21 protein-coding genes and 1 pseudogene are annotated in these 19546 nt (G+C 72.4%); 3 read left to right on the forward strand and 19 right to left on the reverse strand.

Annotated features, from left to right (window positions below):
- Window positions 1–51: 51 nt before the first annotated feature.
- Window positions 52–1008, reverse strand: coding sequence for a 30S ribosomal protein S2 (rpsB, locus tag ACFV9J_RS33845; RefSeq protein ID WP_385360841.1), 957 nt, complete (start codon window positions 1006–1008; stop codon window positions 52–54).
- A 270-nt stretch (window positions 1009–1278) separates the two neighbouring features.
- Between rpsB and ACFV9J_RS33850 the strand changes: the two genes are divergently transcribed.
- Window positions 1279–1983: a murein hydrolase activator EnvC family protein gene (locus ACFV9J_RS33850; RefSeq protein WP_385360844.1), complete on the forward strand. Its 705-nt coding sequence runs from the start codon at window positions 1279–1281 to the stop codon at window positions 1981–1983.
- Here the strand turns inward: ACFV9J_RS33850 and ACFV9J_RS33855 are convergent.
- The 17 genes and pseudogenes from ACFV9J_RS33855 to ACFV9J_RS33935 all read right to left on the reverse strand — a co-directional run bounded on the left by ACFV9J_RS33855 (window position 1937) and on the right by ACFV9J_RS33935 (window position 15475).
- Entirely contained in the window at window positions 1937–2494 is a 558-nt protein-coding gene (locus ACFV9J_RS33855; RefSeq protein WP_385360884.1) for a TetR/AcrR family transcriptional regulator, read from the reverse strand. The genes ACFV9J_RS33850 and ACFV9J_RS33855 overlap by 47 nt on opposite strands.
- A gap of 128 nt (window positions 2495–2622) precedes the next feature.
- Entirely contained in the window at window positions 2623–3465 is an 843-nt protein-coding gene (gene whiG, locus ACFV9J_RS33860) for an RNA polymerase sigma factor WhiG (protein ID WP_385360846.1), read from the reverse strand.
- A 282-nt stretch (window positions 3466–3747) separates the two neighbouring features.
- Window positions 3748–4878 carry a DNA-processing protein DprA gene (dprA, locus tag ACFV9J_RS33865; protein WP_385360886.1) on the reverse strand — a complete coding sequence of 377 codons (1131 nt, stop codon included), beginning with the start codon at window positions 4876–4878 and terminating at the stop codon, window positions 3748–3750.
- 506 nt (window positions 4879–5384) lie between these two features.
- Window positions 5385–7022: a YifB family Mg chelatase-like AAA ATPase gene (locus ACFV9J_RS33870; protein WP_385360848.1), complete on the reverse strand. Its 1638-nt coding sequence runs from the start codon at window positions 7020–7022 to the stop codon at window positions 5385–5387.
- Complete coding sequence (locus tag ACFV9J_RS33875; protein ID WP_165285433.1) at window positions 7022–7384, reverse strand: YraN family protein; 363 nt, start codon at window positions 7382–7384, stop codon at window positions 7022–7024. Before ACFV9J_RS33875 ends, ACFV9J_RS33870 begins: the two co-directional genes overlap by 1 nt.
- Window positions 7385–7472: 88 nt before the next feature.
- A complete protein-coding gene (locus ACFV9J_RS33880) occupies window positions 7473–7781 on the reverse strand; it encodes a DUF2469 domain-containing protein (protein ID WP_003965949.1) in 309 nt (102 codons plus the stop codon).
- Window positions 7782–7837: 56 nt separating this feature from the next.
- Entirely contained in the window at window positions 7838–8368 is a 531-nt protein-coding gene (locus tag ACFV9J_RS33885; RefSeq protein ID WP_385360851.1) for an NUDIX hydrolase, read from the reverse strand.
- Window positions 8358–9134, reverse strand: a complete 777-nt coding sequence (gene lepB, locus ACFV9J_RS33890) for a signal peptidase I (protein WP_385360853.1) — start codon at window positions 9132–9134, stop codon at window positions 8358–8360. Before lepB (ACFV9J_RS33890) ends, ACFV9J_RS33885 begins: the two co-directional genes overlap by 11 nt.
- A gap of 94 nt (window positions 9135–9228) precedes the next feature.
- Entirely contained in the window at window positions 9229–10254 is a 1026-nt protein-coding gene (gene lepB, locus ACFV9J_RS33895) for a signal peptidase I (RefSeq protein ID WP_385360855.1), read from the reverse strand.
- Window positions 10145–11227, reverse strand: a pseudogene (gene lepB / locus ACFV9J_RS33900) (signal peptidase I); the annotation flags it as partial. The pseudogene lepB (ACFV9J_RS33900) and the gene lepB (ACFV9J_RS33895), both read right to left, overlap by 110 nt.
- The gene (gene lepB, locus ACFV9J_RS33905) at window positions 11220–11933 is read right to left on the reverse strand and encodes a signal peptidase I (protein WP_385360857.1); all 714 of its coding nucleotides are present in this window, start codon (window positions 11931–11933) and stop codon (window positions 11220–11222) included. The pseudogene lepB (ACFV9J_RS33900) and the gene lepB (ACFV9J_RS33905), both read right to left, overlap by 8 nt.
- Window positions 11934–11978: 45 nt before the next feature.
- Complete coding sequence (gene rplS, locus ACFV9J_RS33910) at window positions 11979–12329, reverse strand: 50S ribosomal protein L19 (RefSeq protein ID WP_003973398.1); 351 nt, start codon at window positions 12327–12329, stop codon at window positions 11979–11981.
- 136 nt (window positions 12330–12465) lie between these two features.
- Window positions 12466–13299 (reverse strand): tRNA (guanosine(37)-N1)-methyltransferase TrmD, encoded by an 834-nt coding sequence (trmD, locus tag ACFV9J_RS33915; protein WP_356862636.1) that lies wholly within the window; start codon window positions 13297–13299, stop codon window positions 12466–12468.
- Window positions 13299–13853: a ribosome maturation factor RimM gene (rimM, locus tag ACFV9J_RS33920; RefSeq protein ID WP_385360861.1), complete on the reverse strand. Its 555-nt coding sequence runs from the start codon at window positions 13851–13853 to the stop codon at window positions 13299–13301. Before rimM ends, trmD begins: the two co-directional genes overlap by 1 nt.
- Window positions 13854–13962: 109 nt before the next feature.
- Window positions 13963–14202, reverse strand: coding sequence for an RNA-binding protein (locus ACFV9J_RS33925; protein WP_003973401.1), 240 nt, complete (start codon window positions 14200–14202; stop codon window positions 13963–13965).
- A gap of 2 nt (window positions 14203–14204) precedes the next feature.
- Entirely contained in the window at window positions 14205–14624 is a 420-nt protein-coding gene (rpsP, locus tag ACFV9J_RS33930; protein ID WP_007444852.1) for a 30S ribosomal protein S16, read from the reverse strand.
- A 254-nt stretch (window positions 14625–14878) separates the two neighbouring features.
- The gene (locus ACFV9J_RS33935) at window positions 14879–15475 is read right to left on the reverse strand and encodes a hypothetical protein (protein ID WP_003973403.1); all 597 of its coding nucleotides are present in this window, start codon (window positions 15473–15475) and stop codon (window positions 14879–14881) included.
- Between the two features lie 671 nt (window positions 15476–16146).
- Between ACFV9J_RS33935 and ACFV9J_RS33940 the strand changes: the two genes are divergently transcribed.
- Complete coding sequence (locus ACFV9J_RS33940) at window positions 16147–17034, forward strand: class I SAM-dependent methyltransferase (RefSeq protein WP_385360866.1); 888 nt, start codon at window positions 16147–16149, stop codon at window positions 17032–17034.
- Between the two features lie 199 nt (window positions 17035–17233).
- The gene (locus ACFV9J_RS33945) at window positions 17234–17419 is read left to right on the forward strand and encodes a hypothetical protein (RefSeq protein WP_385360869.1); all 186 of its coding nucleotides are present in this window, start codon (window positions 17234–17236) and stop codon (window positions 17417–17419) included.
- Between the two features lie 18 nt (window positions 17420–17437).
- Here ACFV9J_RS33945 and ftsH read toward each other — a convergent pair whose 3' ends face one another.
- Window positions 17438–19384, reverse strand: coding sequence for an ATP-dependent zinc metalloprotease FtsH (gene ftsH, locus ACFV9J_RS33950; RefSeq protein ID WP_385360872.1), 1947 nt, complete (start codon window positions 19382–19384; stop codon window positions 17438–17440).
- Window positions 19385–19546 lie beyond the last annotated feature (162 nt).

Raw genomic sequence — 19546 nt, forward strand, 5'->3', positions numbered from 1 at the left:
CGGCGGGGGCTGTGCGTCCCCCGCCGTCCGGCACCCGAAGGTGGTGAGGGGTCAGGCCTGCTCGGCGTCCGCGGCCGGAGCGTCGGCGGCGGGCGCCTCGGCGGGAGCGGCCTCGGCAGCCGGGGCCTCGGCAGCCGGGGCCTCGGCAGCCTCGGCGGCGGGGGCCTCGGCGGCAGGAGCCTCAGCCGGCTTCTCGGCGGCCTCGGGGTCGTCCTTCTTCTCGGCCTTCTCGGCCTTCTCGCCCTCGAGCAGGTCGCGCTCCCACGCGGCGAGCGGCTCACCGGCGGCCTTGTCGCCCTTGGCACCGCCGGCGGCACCGGAGCGGGCGATGAGGCCCTCGGCGACGGCGTCGGCGATCACGCGGGTGAGCAGGGTGACGGAGCGGATCGCGTCGTCGTTGCCCGGGATCTTGTAGTCGACCTCGTCGGGGTCGCAGTTGGTGTCGAGGATGGCGACGACCGGGATGTTGAGCTTCCGGGCCTCGCCGACCGCGATGTGCTCCTTCTTGGTGTCCACGATCCAGACGGCGCTGGGCACCTTGGACATCTCGCGGATACCGCCGAGGGTCTTCTCCAGCTTGGCCTTCTCGCGGGAGAGGACCAGCAGCTCCTTCTTGGTGAGGCCGGAGGCGGCCACGTCCTCGAAGTCGATCTGCTCGAGCTCCTTCAGGCGCTGCAGGCGCTTGTAGACGGTCGAGAAGTTGGTGAGCATGCCGCCCAGCCAGCGCTGGTTGACGTAGGGCATGCCGACGCGGGTGGCCTGCTCGGCGATGGCCTCCTGCGCCTGCTTCTTCGTGCCGACGAACATGACCGTGCCGCCGTGGGCGACGGTCTCCTTGACGAACTCGTAGGCGCGGTCGATGTACGACAGCGACTGGAGCAGGTCGATGATGTAGATGCCGTTGCGCTCGGTGAAGATGAAGCGCTTCATCTTCGGGTTCCAACGGCGGGTCTGGTGACCGAAGTGGACGCCGCTTTCCAGCAGCTCCCGCATCGTGACGACGGCCATGGCCGTATCTCCTTGATTTTCTCGGTTGTGCCGCGTGAGCCGGACGGCTCCCGCGCCTGACGCCCGGATGCGCCTGCCACTAGGGACCGAGGGGCGCTGACACGGACCTGGTGGGGCCTCGTGTCGGGGCGTGCGAAGTCGACCCGGTGACCCGGATCGCCACCAGAAGTGTACGGGACCCGCGGGGTACCGGGTGACGCGGCTGTCCACAACCGGGGCGCGGTCCACAGGGCCGGGCGGCGGTCGGCGCTGGTGCGGGACCGTGCCCGTATGCGAACGAGGCGATGGGTGAGGGCGCGTGCCCGAGTGGTGGTGCTGTCGGCCGTCCTGGCCGTCCTGGCTGTCCCGGCTGTCCCGGCTGTTCTGACCGCGGAGGCCGGCCGGGCCGCGGGGCCGCCGCGCCCGGCGACGGCGGCGGCGGCGCGGGCCCTGCCGGACGCGGTGGGCCCGGTGGATCCGGCGGTGCCGCCCGTGGCCCGGCACTGGCCGGTCGGCACGCGGCCGGCGGTCCGGCGGGGCTGGGACCCCCCGGCGAACCCGTACGGACCGGGGCACCGGGGCGTGGACCTCGCCGCGAGCAGCGGGGCGCCGGTACGCGCGGTGGCCGCGGGGCGGGTGTCCTTCGCGGGGCCGGTCGGGGGCCGGGGCGTGGTCTCGGTGGAACTGACGGGGACGGGCGAGCCACCCTTGCGGACGACGTTCGCCCCCGTCGAGGCGGCCGTGCGGAAGGGTGACGAGGTCGCGGCCGGGGAGCCGCTCGGCACGGTACAGCCGGCCGGTTCGCACTGCACGGCCTGTCTGCACTGGGGCCTGCTGCGGGGCGAGGTCTATCTCAACCCGCTGTCCCTGCTCCCGCCGTGGCTGCTGGACGCGGGTCCGTCGCGGCTGCTGCCGGTGGCGGGGGTGCCGCTGCCCGGCCGCGGGGAGATCAGCCCCGTACGCCGCGCAACGCCATGGAGACCGCCGCCTCCGTGATCGCCCCGGGCTCCTCCGCCGCGCCCAGTTCGATCCGCCGTACGGCCGCGTCCACGACGCCCTGGAGGAGCATCGCCGCCAGCCGCGGCTGGCCGTGCCCCATCTCGCCCAGCGCCTCGACGATCATCGCGATCAGCCCGCCGTGCGCCGCCCTGATCTTCTCGCGCGCACCGGCGTCCAGTTCGCTCGCGGAGATGGCCACGACGGCCCGGTGCCGCCGGTCCCCGACCAGGTCGAGCTGCTTGCGCACATACGCCTCGACCTTGGCGTCGGGGGCCGTCTCGCGTTCCATCGCGGCCTCGACCTCGGCGGCCCAGACGGGGAAGTCGACGGCGCACAACTCCTCGACCACCGCCGCGCGCGACCGGAAGTACTCGTAGACGGACGAGCGGGCGAGGCCCGTCCGTTCGGCGAGGGCGGGGAAGGTCAGCGCCTCCGTTCCGCCGTCGGACAGCAGGGAGCGTGCCGCGTCCAGCAGGGCGGCACGCTGCATCGACCGGTGCTCGGCCACAGAGGCCGCTCGAATCCTTGGCACGTCACCACTTTACGGACGCGGCACCCCGTACGGGAGTCAGCCGCCCGGGCGCCCGGCCGCCGAGCGGTTCACGGGAGAGGCCGAACCCGTGCCGCAGGCCCAGGTCAGCGGCCGAAGCCCGCCAGCTTGGCGCGTAGTTGCAGCACCGACTTGGTGTGGATCTGGCTGACCCTGCTCTCGGTCACACCCAGCACGTTCCCGATCTCGGCGAGCGTGAGGCCCTCGTAGTAGTACAGCGTGACGACGGTCTTCTCGCGCTCCGGCAGCGTGTTGATCGCCCGGGCCAGGAACCGCCGCAGCTCACGGTCCTCGGCGACCTCCACCGGGTTGTCGGCGGCGGTGTCCTCCAGGGTGTCCATCAGGCTCAGCCGGTCGCCGCCCTCGCCGCCCGCGTGCAGCAGTTCCTCCAGGGCCACCACGTTGGCCAGCGACAGCTGGCTGAAGACCGCGTGGAGGTCCTCCACCGCGATCCCCAGCTCCACGGCGACCTCGCTCTCCGAGGGGGTGCGGCGCAGGCGTGCCTCCAGCGTCGCGTAGGCGCGCTCCACGTTGCGCGCCTTCTGCCGCACCGACCGCGGGATCCAGTCCAGCGCCCGCAGTTCGTCGATCATCGCGCCCCGGATGCGGGTGATCGCGTACGTCTCGAACTTGATCTCCCGGTCGACGTCGAACTTCTCGATGGCGTCGATCAGGCCGAACACCCCGGAGGAGACGAAGTCGGCCTGCTCGACGTTGGGCGGCAGTCCGACGCTGACCCGGCCCGCCACGTACTTCACGAGGGGCGAGTAGTGCAGGATCAGCTGTTCCCGCAGCCGCTCGTCGCCGGTCGTCTTGTACGACCGCCACAGCTCGTCGAGCGTCGAGGGGGCCGACGGTCGCACGCTGCCACCGTCGCGGGCGGCTGGGGGGATCGCCGCCCGGTCGGACCCGGAGGTGTGCTGGGGCATTCGTCGCCTAGTGCCGTTCTGCCGTGATGTGGATCTGCCTGAGGCCGCCGGTCTGCTTTCTGGTTGTCGCCTGCTGTCGGCCGTCGGCGTGGGGGTCATCGTGAGCGTAGCGTGACTGAGCCGTCGCGGTGTGCGAAGGAGTGGGTGGCCACCCTACGCAGATACGTTCCGCCGAACGCTCTACAGGGGGGACGATGATCGCTCTGGGTGATCACTCGAATACCTCAACTGCCAGAAACCCCACGGGCGTCGGGGTTCCCCCGGACGGCCGAACACGGTGCGTCAGCACGGGCTGCGACCACCGCGAACCGAGATCATCGCCTGGCGTGTCAACTTCCAGCCGTCGCCGTGTCGTTCGACGTAACCGAGTGCTCGAAGCTCGTACAGCCTCGCGACCGCGTCGTCCTGGGTGGTCTGGGCGCGCAGCGCCACCTCCCCCGCCGTCGCCGTTCCCCGCCCGGGGAGCCCGGCCAGCACCTGGCGGGTCCGGGACTCCAGCAGATCGGTGGGGAGGACGGGCCCGCGCCGCTCCGGCGGCAGCTCTCCCATGTCTCCGATCAGCTCGACCACCTCGGCGGCGTCGCCGACCAGCACCGCGTCGCCGCGCAGCATCTCGTGCACCCCCGCGGAGAGGGCACTGGTCGCCGGTCCCGGCACACCCATCACGTGCCGGCCCAGCCGCCGGGCCGCCCGGGCCGTGACCAGCGAACCGCTGCGGTGGGCGGCTTCGACGACCACGGTGCCCCTGGTGAGCGCGGCGATGACCCGGTTGCGCAGGATGAATCTGCTGGGCGTCGGGTGGTCGCCCGGTGGCAGCTCGCCGACGACCAGGCCCTGTTCGGCGATCCTGGTGATCAGGGCGGTGTGTCCGGGAGGGTAGGGGCGGTCGACCCCGCAGGCGAGGACGGCCGCGGTGGCGCCGCCGGCCCCGAGGGCCCCGCGGTGGGCGGCGCCGTCGATCCCGTAGGCGCCGCCCGACACCACGACCCAGCCGCGCTCGGCCAGGCCGGCGGCGAGGGTGGCGGCCATGTGGGCGCCGTACTCGGTGCAGGCGCGGGCGCCGACGACGGCGACCGACCTGAGCGCCCACATGCGCAGACTGGGCCCGCCCCGCACCCACAGTCCGAGCGGCCGGGCGTCACCGAGGTCGTCGAGCTGCCCCGGCCATTCCGCGGCCCCGGGGACCACGAACCGCGCCCCGGCGGACCGGGCGACGGCCAGGTCACGCCGGGGGTCGGCCTTGCCCGCCCGAGCGCACAGCCCGGTCCACCGCTTCTCGCTCACCCCCGGCAGCGCGCGCCCGCCCTCGCGCAGGCGCCGCACCACCTCCGGGACACCGCGTTCCCGCACCCACCGTCCGCCCGTCTCGTCACCGGGCTCCAGCACCCGGGCGAGGAACACCCTCCCGAGCAGCTCTCGGTCCTCCGGTCCCCCACCCCTCGCGCCACTCCCGTCGACGCCCGGTCCCCCACCCCTCGCGCCACGCCCGTCGACGCCCGGGCCCGCGTCACCGGCCCCGGCGGCGGGACGGCGGCCCCCGGCGGCGACACCGCCCCCGGCCACGGCAACGCCCCCGGCCCCGGGGTCCGGACCGAGCGGCGCCGTTTCGTCCGGGGCCGCCTTGTCCAGTGCGTGGCCGCCCGGCGTCTCACTCCGCGGTCCGCCCCCGTTGCCGGCGTCGCCGCCGCCCGCGGCGTCCTGCGGCGCCAGGGCCACCGTCCTGACCGGGCCGGACCGCCTCGCTTCTCCACCGTCCGGGCCGCCCCGGCCGCCGGGAGGCGTCACCGCCCCGCCCCCGGCCGGGCCGACGCCGCCGCCACCACCGGAGGACACGGCGGTGTCGGGGAAGAGGGTCTCGTTCGCCTCCGGCCCGGTGTCGCCGCTCGGGGCGGCGTCCTGCTGGGGCCTGGTGTCCCCGCTCATGCCAGTGCCCCCAGGGCCATCGGGACGCCCCGCGGCACCCCGGTGCGCAGTTGCAGCGCCAGGGCGACGTCCCGAACGTCGGGGCGGTCGTGGCCGACGAGGTCCGCGACGGTCCAGGCGACGCGCAGGACCCGGTCGAGTCCGCGGGCGGTGAGCACACCACGTTCCAGACTGCGCTCCGCCACGTCCAGCGCACCGGCCTCGGCGCGCCAGCGGCTGCGCAGCTCCCGGCCGGGCACCTCGCTGTTCGACCGCCACGGGGTGCCCGCGAGGCGCGCGGCCGACCGCTCCCGAGCCGCGCGCACCCGGTCGGCGACGGTCGCCGTGGAGTCGCCCCGGGGGCCGTCCCCCGCCAGCTGGCTGCGCGTGACCCGGTCCACCTCGACCCGCAGGTCGACCCGGTCGAGCAGCGGCCCGGACAGCCTGGCCTGGTAGCGGCGGATCGCCGCGGGCGAGCACTCGCACATCTCGTCGGCCTGCGAGAACCGCCCGCAGGGACAGGGATTGGCGGCGAGCACCATCAGGAACCGCGCCGGGAAGCGCACCACGCCCGCACTGCGTGCGATGACGACGTGCCCGGCCTCCAGCGGCTGGCGCAGGGCGTCGAGCGCGTGGCCGCTGAACTCCGGGGTCTCGTCGAGGAACAGGACGCCTCGGTGCGCCAGCGACACGGCACCCGGCCGCGCGATGCCGGGACCGCCTCCGACGAGGGACTGCATCGTGGCGGAATGGTGGGGAGCGCAGTAGGGGGCCGTGTCGATCAAGGGCTTGCCCGGTGGCAGCAGTCCCGCCACCGAGTGCACGGCGGTGACTTCGAGGGACTCGGCCCGGCAGAGCCGGGGCAGGATGGCGGGCAGCCGTTCGGCGAGCATGGTCTTGCCGGCGCCGGGCGGGCCTTCCAGGAACAGGTGGTGGCGACCGGCCGCGGCGACCTCCACCGCCGTGCGTGCCGATTCCTGGCCGACGACGTCGGCGAGGTCGTGGCTGTGCTCGTGCCCGTGGTCGTGCTGTGCCGCTCCGATGCTGTGCATTCCGGTGGCCGCGCCCGTTCCGGGCATGCGCAGACCGGCCATGAGCGGGTCGGGGCGGCCCTGGAGGTCCTGTTCCTCCTCCGGCACGGGTTCGTCGGCGAGGACGGCGATCAGCTGGCGCAGGCTGCGCACCCCGAGCACCGACACGCCCGGGACCAGGGACGCCTCGGCCGCGGCGCACTCCGGCACGACCACCTGTTCGTATCCGGCCTCGGCCGCGGCCAGGACCGCCGGCAGGATGCCGCGCACCGGCCGCACCCGGCCGTCGAGACCCAGCTCTCCGATCATCACGATGTCGGCCAGGACGCGCGGGTCGATCCGCTCCGCCGCGCCCAGGACGCTCGCGGCGACGGCGAGGTCGAAGCCGCTGCCGCTCTTGGGCACCGAGGCCGGGCTGAGACCGACCGTCAGCTTCTTCTGGGGCCACTGAGCACCCGAGTTCACCACGGCCGCCCGTACCCGGTCCCGGCTCTCCGTGAGGCTCTTGTCCGGCAGTCCCACCAGCGTGAAGGCGGCCACGCCCGGCTCCAGGTCGGCCTGGACCTCGACCACCACGCCCTCGACGCCGACGAGCGCCACCGAACACGTACGTGCGAACCCCATCACGCCACCCCCCTGGCGTGCTCGACCACCGGTGCGCCGCGCTGCGGGAGGAGCACGCCGACCAGGTCGATCCGGACACCGCCGGGCGGGGCTCCTCCGTGGGTCTGGATCCAGCGCTCCGCGAGCCGCCGCAGCCGCTCCGCCTTATCCGGGGTCACGGCGGCCATCGGGTGCTCGAAGGAGCCGCCCCTGCGCGTCTTGACCTCGCAGACGACCAGGACGTCCCCGTCCCGGGCCACGATGTCGATCTCGCCGGTCCTGCCACAGCGCCAATTGCGCTCCAGGACGGTCATGCCGGCTCCGGTCAGCCGGCGGGCGGCGAGTGTCTCGCCGTACCTGCCCATCGCACCTCGTGCGTTCATGTCGGCACCACCTCCGGCGCCAACGATCACGCAAACAGGCGGATCCCGTCACTCACGGTGAACTACTCACCGGTTGTGGAAAACTCCGTCACCCGCCGGGAAGCTCCAGATCGCTCTTGTTCAGCTCCTCGATGTTCACGTCCTTGAACGTCAACACCCGCACCTGCTTGACGAACCGGGCCGGCCGGTACATGTCCCACACCCAGGCGTCGGCCATGGAGACCTCGAAGAACACCTCGCCCTGCACCGAGTGCACCTGCATCTCGTAGTCGTTGGTGAGGTAGAAGCGCCGCTCGGTCTCGATCACGTATTTGAACAGACCGACGACATCGCGGTACTCCCGGTAGAGCTTGAGCTCCATCTCGGTCTCGTACTTCTCGAGGTCCTCGGCGCTCATGGCATGTTCCCCTTCAGCCGTGCGGTCCCACCATTGTGCGCCAGTCCCGTGCGGCCCTAGACGATTTCGGTGTCCAGGGTCACCGGCCCGGCCGGGGGACCTTCGTCGAGCAGCGTGGTCAGCAGCTCGGCGAGTCTGGTCGGATACACCGTCTCACGTGCCCGGGTCAGTTCCTCACACGTCCACCAGCGCGCTCCGGCGACGCTGCGCCGCTCCAGTTCGGTCAGGCCGGGGCCGACCGCCTCGGTGGCGGTCCGGGCGGTGCGGGCCAGGTAGTACCACTCGTCCTGGTCCCAGCGGCGGCCCGCGAAGGGGAAGGAGCACCTGCGCCGCCACAGCACCGGGCCGAGTTCGACGTCCGCGATGCCGGTCTCCTCCAGCAGTTCGCGCCGGGCGGCCTCCGCACGGGTCTCCTCGCCCTCCACACCGCCGCCGGGGGTGAACCACCAGTCGTCGGCCGGATCGTCCGGTTCGTGGCCGTGCAGCAGCAGGATGCGGTCCTCGGGGTCGAGCAGCACGACCCGGGCGACCCGGCGCAGCCCGCCCTCGTAGGTGTCCTGTCCCGCGGGCGTCGGCTCAGCGCCCACCGGCCGGCTCCGCTCCCTTGCGGGCCCGGGAGGCCGCGGCCCGTTTGGCGAGGGGGCCGTAGGCCGCGCCGCCCAGGATCAGCACGGCCCCGGCGATCACCAGGACGACCACGGTCCGCAGCGGACCCGGCGAGGAGAGGTCGCCCAGCGTCTCGAAGCCGGTGGGCCGCTCCAGCATGCCGTTCACGGGCCAGGCCACGGCGTCCACGCGGGCGTCCACGGCGCCGCGCGACACGGTGCCGCCGGCCGCGTCGGTCAGGTGGGCGGTGGAGTCCACGGAGTTGTCCCGCTCGTCGCCGAGCAGGAACAGGCGGCCCTCCGGGACGGTCACGGTCTGGAAGTCGCTGATCTCGGCCGGGGTACCGGCGGGCAGGTACGGCTCGTCGATCACCTTGCCGTTGACCTTCAGCTTGCCCTTCTGGCAGCAGGAGACGGTGTCCCCGCCGACGGCGACGACCCGCTTGACCATGGGGGCGTTGGCCCAGGTCGCGTCCTTGAACACGACGACGTCGCCACGGCGGACGTCGGCCCCGTCGATGCGCTGCGCCAGGACCCGGTCACCGGCGTCGATCGTCGGCGTCATCGAGCTGGTCGGCACGGTGTAGGGACGGTAGACCACCGCTCCCCAGGCGAAGCCGCCGAGGAACAGCACCAGGCCCAGCGCCACCGCGATGCCGGACAGCCGCTGTCCGGTCCGGCTGCCCACCGGGCCCTTGTTCGCTCCGCCGCCGCGCGGGGCCGTACGTGTCGTGCTCTCGCCACCCATGGAGCGGCACCTTACCCGGCGGTACGCCAACGGGGCAGCCCCCTCCCGGAGGCCGGAAGGGGGCTGGTCGAACCGCGGCGGGACACGCGAGGGCTCAGCGGGTCTCGGCCGGGGCGGTACGACGACGGCGCCACCACACGAACGGGACCGCACCGGCGACGGCCAGGCCCTGGGGCGCGACCGACAGCGCGGCGGCGGCCGAGGACCGCGACGGGGACTGGGCCTGGGACAGCCCGTCCTGGCTGAAGGTGTCCGGGACCGACAGGGTGCCCCAGCGGTTCATCGGCCAGGCGACCACGATGGCGCGGCCGACGACCTCGTCCACCGGAACCATGCCGCCGTTCTTGTCCGACTGGTTGTAGCGGGAGTCCCGGGAGTTCTGCCGGTGGTCGCCCATGACCCAGATTTTGCCCTCGGGCACCGTGACCTTGAACCGCCCGCCCTGGTCGTCGTCCGAGCACGGCGTGTTGCCGGGGTAGACGTAGGGCTCGTTCAGCGCCTTGCCGTTGACCTTGAGCGGGCCGGTCTTGTTGCACTCGACCGTGTCACCGGCGACTCCGATCACCCGCTTGATCAGGTCCTTCTCTTCCGCGGACGGCATCAGGCCGATCCAGCTGAGGACCGTCTGCAGCGCGTTCGGGTCGGGTGTCGGCTCGCCCGCCAGCCAGTCGGCCGGGTCGTGGAAGACCACGACCTCGCCGCGCTCGGGCTCCGAGCCGAACCAGGGGGTCAGCTTGTCGACCAGGACCCGGTCACCGATCTGAAGGGTGTTCTCCATCGAGGAGGAGGGGATCGAGAACGCCTGCACCAGGAACGTCTTGATCAGCAGGGCGAGCACCAGCGCGATGCCGATCAGGATCGGCAGTTCCTTCCAGAAGGAGCGCTGCTTCTTGGCCGCGGGAGGGGTCTCGGGCGGCGTCCCGCCGACTCCCTCGTCCTCCGTCCCGCCGTTGTGTCCGTCCTGCCCGCGCTGTCCGTTCGTCACCCTGCCGTCCTCGGTTCCGGAGCCGTATCCGGAGTCGGGGGCGCCGACCGCGGCCGGACCGGACCTCTCCTCGGGGCGTCCGCGGTTCTCCTCGCCGTCGTGACCGGACCGTGCGCCAACCGCCACATCCCCCACGCCAACTCCTCACTCTCTGCCGCCGCCTGCCCCGGATACGGCGCAGGCCCACCACTCCCATAACGAGCGGGAGTTCCGCAGGGGTCGGGAGTTCCATCATCGCGTTCGGATCGTAGGGGGCAACCCTATGCGACAGCTCGGGAGCGGCGGTCGAACCGGGGGCCGCGTCGGACACGGACGCGTACGTTTTCGGCTCGTCCAGGGTGGTCCAGTGACCGAACGGCCACGCGATCACCATGGCCCGCCCCACCACCTCGTCCTGGGACACGGTGCCGAAGTCGGTCTCCTGGTGGGCCCGGGAGTCGGCGGAGTTGGACCGGTGGTCGCCCATCACCCACAGCCGCCCCTCGGGGACGGTGACGTCGAACGGCGTCCGGGACGGGCTGTCCCCGGGGTACAGGTAGTCCTCGTTCAGGGGAACGCCGTTGACGGTGACGCGGCCCTGTTTGTCGCAGCACTTGACGTGGTCGCCGCCCACGCCGACGACCCGCTTGATGAGGTCCTTCTCGTCGTCGGACGGCAGCAGTCCGATGAAGGCGAGGCCTTCCTTGACCTGTTTGACGACGACGGGATCGTCCTTCTTGGTGGTCTGCTCGCCCTGGAGCCAGCCGCCGGGGTCCCGGAAGACCACGACGTCCCCGCGCTGCGGCTCGGAGCCGAACCAGGGGGTCAGCTTGTCCACCAGGACCCGGTCGCCGATCCGGATGGTCTGCTCCATGGAGCCCGACGGGATCACGAAGGCCTGGACGAGGAAGGTCTTGAGCACCAGCGCTATGAGGACCGCGACGCCGACTAGGAGCGGGATCTCCTTGACGGCGCCGCGTCTGCGCCGCCGTTTGACCTTGCGCTGGAGTTTGCGGCGCTCGGCGCGCGAGCGGCCGCCGGACGGCGCGGCGGTGCGCCTGGACCCGGTGGGCAGCAGGTTCTCCGCGGGGCTGCTGGGCGCTCCCCGCGGCTTGCCCCGGCTACCCATCGGCGTCCTCGTCCGGCACGCGCGCGTAGGCGTCGGGGCGGTCGAGGTGGGTGGCATGGCCGAAGGGCCAGACGATCCAGTCGGCGCGGCCGATCACGTCGTCCAGCGGGACCATCCCGCCCCCCGGGGAGCCCAGGTGGTCGCGGGAGTCGCTGGAGTCGGCCCGGTGGTCGCCGAGGACGAAGAGGGTGCCGTCGGGGACGACGACGTCGAAGGGCACCGTGGACGGGCGGTCTCCGGGGTACAGGAAGGCCGACTCGTCGACCGACTGGCCGTTCACCCGGATCCTCCCCTCCTCGTCGCAGCACACCACGTGGTCCCCGCCCACACCGACAACGCGTTTGATGTAGTCGCCGTGCCCGAAGCTCCCGGTGCCGTCGAAGACGACGATGTCTCCCCTGCGCGGCCGACCGTCGAAACGGTACGCCAACTTGTTTACGAGAACCCGGTCACCGATCCTCAATCCGCGCTCCATCGATCCGCTGGGAATCTGGAACGGCTGCAGGACGAAGGTGCTGACGAGCAGCAGGAACAGCAGGAGGATCAGCAGGGTCACGGTGATCCGGCCGCCCGGCACCCAGTCCCCGATCCGCCCCGTGAACGCGGAACGCGACCGTTCCTCCGGGCCCTCCGGATCCGAGGGCTGCTCGGAGTCGGAAGGGCGGGAGGAGCGGTCGCGCTCCGTGTGCTGTGTTTCGGTGTCCATCGGGGCCAGATGCTATCCGGCCCCGGCGCGGACCCCTCAGGGCGCTCAGCTGTCGCGCTTCTCCTTGATCTTCGCGGCCTTGCCGCGCAGCTCGCGCAGGTAGTACAGCTTGGCGCGGCGGACGTCACCGCGGGTGACGAGCTCGATCTTCTCCACGATCGGGGTGTGCACCGGGAAGGTGCGCTCGACGCCGACGGAGAAGGAGACCTTGCGGACCGTGAAGGTCTCGCGCACGCCGGCGCCCTGACGGCGGATGACGACGCCCTTGAACTGCTGCACACGGGAGCGGTTGCCCTCGATGACGCGCACGTGGACGTTGACGGTGTCGCCGGGGCGGAAGGCCGGGACGTCGCTGCGCAGCGACGCGGCGTCGACGGAGTCGAGCAGGTGAGACATTTCGTCTGCTTTCCTCGCCGATGCCACAGGTCATCGGCGGAAACTAGGTGTTTCGGAATCAGGGTCGTGCGGGTCGGGACGGGCGTCGTCTCCCCCTGTGGCAGGGGCGCGCTCCGGACGGACGCACAACAGCCGCCTATTCTTCCATGCCCGGGGTCCTGCGCCAAAATCGGCCGTACGGTTCCCCGTCCGGGTCGGGCTGCCAGCCCAGGATGGAGAGCATCTCGCGGTCCTTCTTGTCGAAGGCGGCGGGATCGCACCGTTCGATCAGGTCGGGCCGGTTGGCCGTGGTGCGGCGCAGGGCCTCGTCGCGGCGCCAGCGGGCGATCTTGCCGTGGTGGCCGCTGAGCAGTACGTCCGGGATGCCGCGCCCGCGCCACTGCGGCGGCTTGGTGTGGACGGGGCCCTCCAACAGGTTGGCCATGGCGCCGGGGGCGAAGGAGTCGTCCCGGTGGGACTCGGCATTGCCCAGCACCCCGGGCAGCAGCCGGGCCACGGCCTCGGTGACGACGAGTACGGCGGCCTCACCGCCGGCCAGCACGTAGTCGCCGATGGACACCTCGTACACCGGCATCCGGGTCGCGTACTCATCGACGACCCGGCGGTCGATGCCCTCGTAGCGGGCGGGGGTGAAGATCAGCCAGGGCCGCTCGGAGAGGTGGACGGCGAGTTCCTGGGTGAACGGTCGGCCGCTGGGCGTGGGCACGATGAGGGCGGGCTCGCCGGACCCCGTCTCGTAGCCGTCGGCCAGGACGGAGTCCAGGGCGTCGCCCCACGGCTCGGTCTTCATGACCATGCCGGGGCCGCCGCCGTAGGGGGTGTCGTCGACCGTGTTGTGGCGGTCGTACGTCCACTCGCGCAGGTCGTGCACGTGGACGCCGAGCTGTCCGCGCGCGCGTGCCTTGCCGACGAGGGAGACGTTCAGCGGTTCCAGGTACTCGGGGAAGATCGTGACGACGTCGAGCCGCATTACGCCTCGTCCCCGGCGGTGTCCCGCGCGGAGGCGATCTCCGCGCGGTCGTCGATCAGTCCGGGCGGCGGGTCGATGACCGCGCGCTGCCCGTCCAGGTCGATCCCGGTGACGATCTCGGAGACGAACGGCACGTAGACCTCGCTGCCGTCGGGGCGCTCCACCACGAAGAGGTCCTGGGTGGGCAGGTGGGAGATCTCGGTGATGCGGCCGACCTCGGTGCCGTCCTCGGTGACCACGTCGAGGTCGATCAGCTGGTGGTCGTAGTACTCGTCCTCGTCCTCGGGCCGCTCGGCGGGGTCGACGTCGGCGATCAGGAGGGTGTTGCGCAGTGCCTCGGCGCCGGTGCGGTCGTGGACGCCGGCGAAGCGCAGCAGGAGCCGGCCGCTGTGCACCCGGCCGGACTCGATGGTGAGCGGCCCGGTGGAGGCGGGGTCGGTGGCCAGTACGGCGCCGGGCCCGAGCCTCAGCTCCGGCTCGTCCGTGCGGACCTCGACGGTCACCTCGCCCTTGATTCCGTGGGCGCGGCCGATGCGCGCGACTACCAGCTGCACTGTGCTTGCTCTCCTGTCGGTACTGCGAGGAGCCGGTCGGGCTCATACGACTGCGGGCCGGGGACGGCCCAGTGGCCTTCCCCGGCCCGAGCCGGTGCTGCGATTGGCGTCAGCGGACGTGGTCCACGTCGACGAGGTCGACACGGACACCGCGGCCGCCGATGGCGCCCACGACGGTGCGCAGCGCGCGTGCGGTGCGGCCGTTGCGGCCGATCACCTTGCCGAGGTCGTCGGGGTGGACCCGGACCTCGAGCACTCGCCCGCGGCGCAGGTTGCGCGAGGCGACCTGCACATCGTCGGGGTTGTCGACGATGCCCTTCACGAGGTGCTCGAGAGCCTCCTCGAGCATGCTCAGGCCTCGGACGCGGAGGACTCGGCGGCGGCCTCGTCCTTCTTGTCGGCCTTCTTCTTCTGGGTGATCGCCTCACCCTTGCCCTCGTCCTCGCCGCCGATCGCCTCGAAGGACGGGCGGGCCGCCTTCTCGGCCGGCTGCAGCAGCGGAGCCGGGGCGGGCTCGCCCTTGAACTTCTGCCAGTCGCCGGTCTTCTTCAGGATGGCGAGCACGGGCTCGGTCGGCTGGGCGCCGACACCGAGCCAGTACGCGACACGCTCGGCGTCGACCTCCATCACCGACGGGTTGTACGTCGGGTGGTACTTGCCGATCTCCTCGATGGCCCGGCCGTCACGGCGGGTACGGGAGTCGGCGACGACGATGCGGTAGTGAGGCGAACGGATCTTGCCCAGACGCTTCAGCTTGATCTTGACTGCCACGGGAGTGGATTCTCCTGGTTTTGACGTGGGTGGGCACGGCGAGAGAGCCGCGTGGGGTTGCGGTACCCGAGTGCCCGATGGACGCGTCAGCCGGAGGAGAGAGGGGTCCTGTGCGACTGTCGAGTACAGCTAGCCATTGTGCCACACGCGGGCAGGCCCGTCGGACGGCGGGCTCCGGGCCCGCCCGGGGGCGGGCCACTCGCCTCCGGACGACGGCACCCGGCCCGGTCCGGCTGCCACGAGCAGCCGGACCGTCAGCTCATTCCCGCGCCGACCACCTCCGGGATCCGGAACGGCTTGCCGCAGCCGCCGCACATGATCGGCGCCTGGGCCAGCACGGACGGGACGACGCGGACGTTGCGCCCGCAGTCGCAGACCGCCTTCACGCGCACCCCTCCCCCGGAGGAGCCGTGCCGGGCGGCCGGACCGCGGAAGCTGCGGGCCGTGTCGGTCGCGGTGGCGACGGTGTGGGCCTTCAGCGCGCGCTGGAGGCGTTCGATCGTCGGGCGGTACCGGCGCTTCGCCTCGGGGGTGAGCGTGACCAGCGAGAAGCCGCTGCTGGGATGCGGCTCCTCGGGGTGGTCCAGGCCCAGCTCCTCGGCGATCGCGAGGAATCGACGGTTGTGGTAGCGCCCCGCGCGGGAGGTGTCGCGTACTCCGCGCGCGGCGGCGATGCCGTGGACTGCCTCGTGAAGCAGTCGCTCGAAGGAGAGCTCGTGCCCGCAGGCGGACGACGACTCTCCGATCAGGGACTCGGGCGCGGCAAGATCGGGCAGCTCGGTGTGGTGCCGCTGAATGTCGGCCCACGCCTGCGCCAGCTCTGCGGCGAGAACAGGTGGTGTCGTGCTCACGTAATGACAACGAGCCGGGGTGCCGCTGTGTTCCTATTCCGGGGCATCCCAAATAATTTGCACGTACCAGTCAGTTGCCGCTGATGCGTCCCGACGAGGGCGGGTGCGCTGATCTGCGGAGAAGTCTCACAGCTCATACCAAGCTGGTGCGTAGTCCGACGTACGCACCGGCGCGTAACCGCCGTCCACGCGCCGGAGTGCGAGGGGCCCGCGCCTGCGCAAGGGGCGTTTCGGCCGCTGTCGCCCCGGAGGGATGCCGTCCCGGTGGACGCGCCGACGGACGTGACGTTACCGGGTGCGACACGGGCGTGCGGCACCGCCCCGCCTCCCGGCGCATCCGGGCCCCGCGCGGTGACCGTCGGCCCGGCCGACCTTGGCCGGAACCGTGCCGTCGGTGCGGCGGCCACCCACGGTCATCGACCGGCGACACGATCCGGCCATCCGGGCCGGGGCGCGGGACGGGGATACCCCGGGTACCACGGGGCCAGGCCCGTGTTGCCGGGAAGTGAAATCTCGCCACGGCGCCGGGGATCGGGCAAACCGGGCCCCGCCACCACTGGACGCCACGGCGAGCCCGGAGTTACCTGGCATACGGGGGGAGTGCGAGCGCACTGCACGGGGGCCACGGAATCGGGCACGGCGGCAACACTCGGCGATTGGGGCACTTTCCTATGACACCTACGCTCGTGCGGCAGCACTCGTCCCACGCGGAGGCGACGCCTCACGTGGACCCGCGTGCACGCGCGCGTGACTGGTCCGAGATACAGGAGCGGATGCTCGTACCGCTCTACGAGGCCGTCTACGAGCGACTGGACGTGGGCGGCCACACCCGGATGCTGGGCCTGGGCTGCGGTTCAGGACTCGCGCTGCTGATGGCCGCCTCGCGCGGTGCGGCGGTGACCGGGGTCGACTCCCGCTCCCCGGAACTCCTGGACCTGGCCCGTCGGCGCCTGCCGTCCGGGACGTCCGAGGACCCCGGGGCGGACAGCACGGTGAGCACGCGCACGCGTGGCGAGGCACCACGGATCGTCCAGGGCGCGCCCGGGGACGCCGCGGACCCCACGGCGCCCGCGTTCACGCTGGTGACCGCCTTCGAACCCAGCGGGTGCCGCGCCGGCGACTGGGAGGCGCTCGGTGATCTGCTCGCCCGGGCGACACCGCTCGCGGCGCGCGGGGCGGCCGTGGTGCTGGCCGGCTGGGGCCCGCCCGAGCGGTGCGCCACGACGTCGGTGCTGCGGGTGGCGGCCAAGCTCACCGACCCGACGCGCGGCACGGGCGGCTGGCGCCCCGCCCTGCGCGACGACCTGGAGGAGGTGGCCCAGCGGGCCGGGCTCAGGCCGGACGGCTCGGGGCGGGTGGCGTGCCCGTTCGGCTACGCCGACCCGGGCAGCGCGGTGCGCGGGCTGCTGTCGACCGGGCTGTTCGACGCGGCGGTCGCGGCGACCGACCGGGCGCAGGTCGACAAGGAACTGACGGAGGCGTTGCATCCGCACCAGCGGCCGGACGGGACCGTATGGATGCCGAACGTCTTCCGATACCTGATCGCTCGGGTCCCCTGACGACCGATTCGGACTGACTTCTCTCGCCGCGCCGGAGCCGTCGAGGGCGGGGCGGCCACCCAGGCCTCGCCGCCGCCCTCCCAGCCCGCCTCGGGCGGCGACATGGCGCAGGGCGAGAGCGCGAGCGGGAAGGTCGAGGTGGGCACCGAGGCGGAGGCCGCGAAGGCGGTGGCGGACGCCGTGGACGCCATGGGCATTGGTGCCGGCCACCGCGCACATCAAGTACACGCACAAGGGCGGGCCGTACGACGTCGAGGGCTGGAAGCAGGGCGAGAGCCATGTCTTCTGCGAGACCTACGTGATCCCCGCGGGCGCCACGAGCGTCGAGGTCCACTGGTCGGAGGAGGACGGCGAGCCCCACGTCTGGAGGTTCCCGCAGAAGTAGACGGCCGGCGAAGGGTGCTCAGGCCTCCGGGTCGTCCTTCGTCAGCCGGGTGATCCCGGCGATGCGGTACGCCTCCGCCTCGTCCAGCGTCTCGCTCGCCAGCAGCGACCCGGCGAGCGCGTCCAGCTGTCCCCGGTGGTCGCGCAACTTGCGCACGGCCTCCTCGTAGCAGGAGTCCACGACCCGCCGCATCTCACCGTCGATCGCGTCGAGCGTCTGGGGTGCGGCGGCGAGGCCGTACGCCTGCTGGGCGTCGCCGGGCAGGGCGGAGAGCCGGCCGACCCGCTCGCTCATGCCCCACCGCGCGACCATCCCGCGGGCGATGTTGGTGACCTGTTCTAGGTCGCTCTCCGAACCGGTCGTGATCACCCCGTACACGACGTGCTCGGCCGCCATGCCGCCGAGCGCCCCGATGATCCGCCCGCGCAGGTACTCCTCCGTGTACGCGTACTTGTCCGCGTCCGGCGTCGACAGCGTCACCCCGAGCGCCCGGCCGCGCGGCACGATGGTGATCTTGCGGACGGGATCGGCGCCCGGCTGCAGCATGCCCAGCAGCGCGTGACCGCTCTCGTGGTACGCGGTGCGCCGGCGCTCCTCCTCGGGCATCACCAGCGGACGCTCCGCCCCGAGCTGGACCTTCTCCAGCGCCTCGGAGAGGTTCGCCTGCGTCACCCGCTCCTGCTTCCGCTTCACCGCGAGCAGCGCCGCCTCGTTGGCGAGGTTGGCGAGTTCGGCACCGGTCATGCCCGGCGTCGTACGGGCCACCTGGGCGAGGTCGACGTCCGGGGCGAGCGGGATCTCGCGGGTGTGGATCTCCAGGATCGCCTTGCGGCCACCGCGGTCCGGCGGCGAGACGCTGACCACCCGGTCGAAGCGGCCGGGGCGGGTCAGGGCCGCGTCCAGGATGTCGGCGCGGTTGGTGGCGGCGATGACGATCACGCCCTCCGAGCCGGAGAAGCCGTCCATCTCGGTGAGGATCTGGTTCAGGGTCTGCTCGCGCTCGTCGTGCCCGCCCATGCCGGAGCCGCCGCCGCGGGCCCGGCCGATGGTGTCGATCTCGTCGATGAAGATGATCGACGGCGCCACCTTGCGGGCCTCCGCGAACAGCTCCCGCACCCGCGAGGCACCCACGCCCACGATCATCTCGATGAACTCGGACGCCGACGCGGAGAAGAACGGCACGCCCGCCTCTCCGGCCACCGCGCGCGCGAGGAGCGTCTTTCCGGTACCGGGCGGGCCGGTCAGCAGCACGCCCCGGGGCATCTTGGCGCCCATGCGGCGATAGGCGTCCGGGTTCTTCAGGAAGTCGACGACATCACTCAGCTCGCCCTCCACCTCGTCGATCCCCGCGACGTCGGCGAAGGTGGTGCGCGGCTTCCCGGCCTCCAGCTCGACCGGCTTCGGCGGCGCCTTGCGGCCCAGCATCCCGCCCGCCCCGCCGCCCAGGGCACCCCGCATGCGCCGCGCGATGAAGATCCACAACACCACCAGGATCAGCATCGGGGCCAGCGCGATCAGCAGGTTGGCCAGGAAGCTGCGGTGCTGCACGACGGGCTCGGCGGTGACCGTGACCTTGTTCTTCGTCAGCTCGGCCCAGAGCTGGTCGTCCGCGAAGGTCGGCCGCTCGGTGGTGAACTTGGTGTACGTCCCGTCGCCCTCGGGATTGTCCCGGGCCTTCTTCAGCTGCCCCTGGATCGCGTCGCCCTTGGCGTAGATCTTGCTGACGTTGCCCTCGTCGACCTGTTCGCTGAACTCCGTGTAGGAGATGGTCGGCTCGTCGCCCTCGTTGAAGAAGGAGAGCACGAGGTTGGCGATGAGGTAGACGATCAGCGCGGCCAGGACCAGGTTCCACCAGCCGCCGCGCATCCGCCGGCCACCGGGCGGCGGTTTGGGCGGCTCGTCGGGCGTGCCCTCGGTCCGCCAGGGCGGCTCCGGCGCCTTGCGCGGCGGGGACGGATTGGTCATATCCGGACGCTACGACAGGAAAGCCGCGCGGGCATGTGGGTGTATCGAATGTACGTCGCCGGGGCGCCCCCTGCGGCAGGAGGCGCCCCCGCGCCGTACCCCACCCGAACGGGCGGGCAGCCCATGAGGCGTCTGGCGCTTATACAACTCAGACGCTGCCGA

It is taken from the genome of Streptomyces sp. NPDC059906, assembly GCF_042730645.1.
GTDB classification, from domain to species: domain Bacteria; phylum Actinomycetota; class Actinomycetes; order Streptomycetales; family Streptomycetaceae; genus Streptomyces; species Streptomyces rubrogriseus.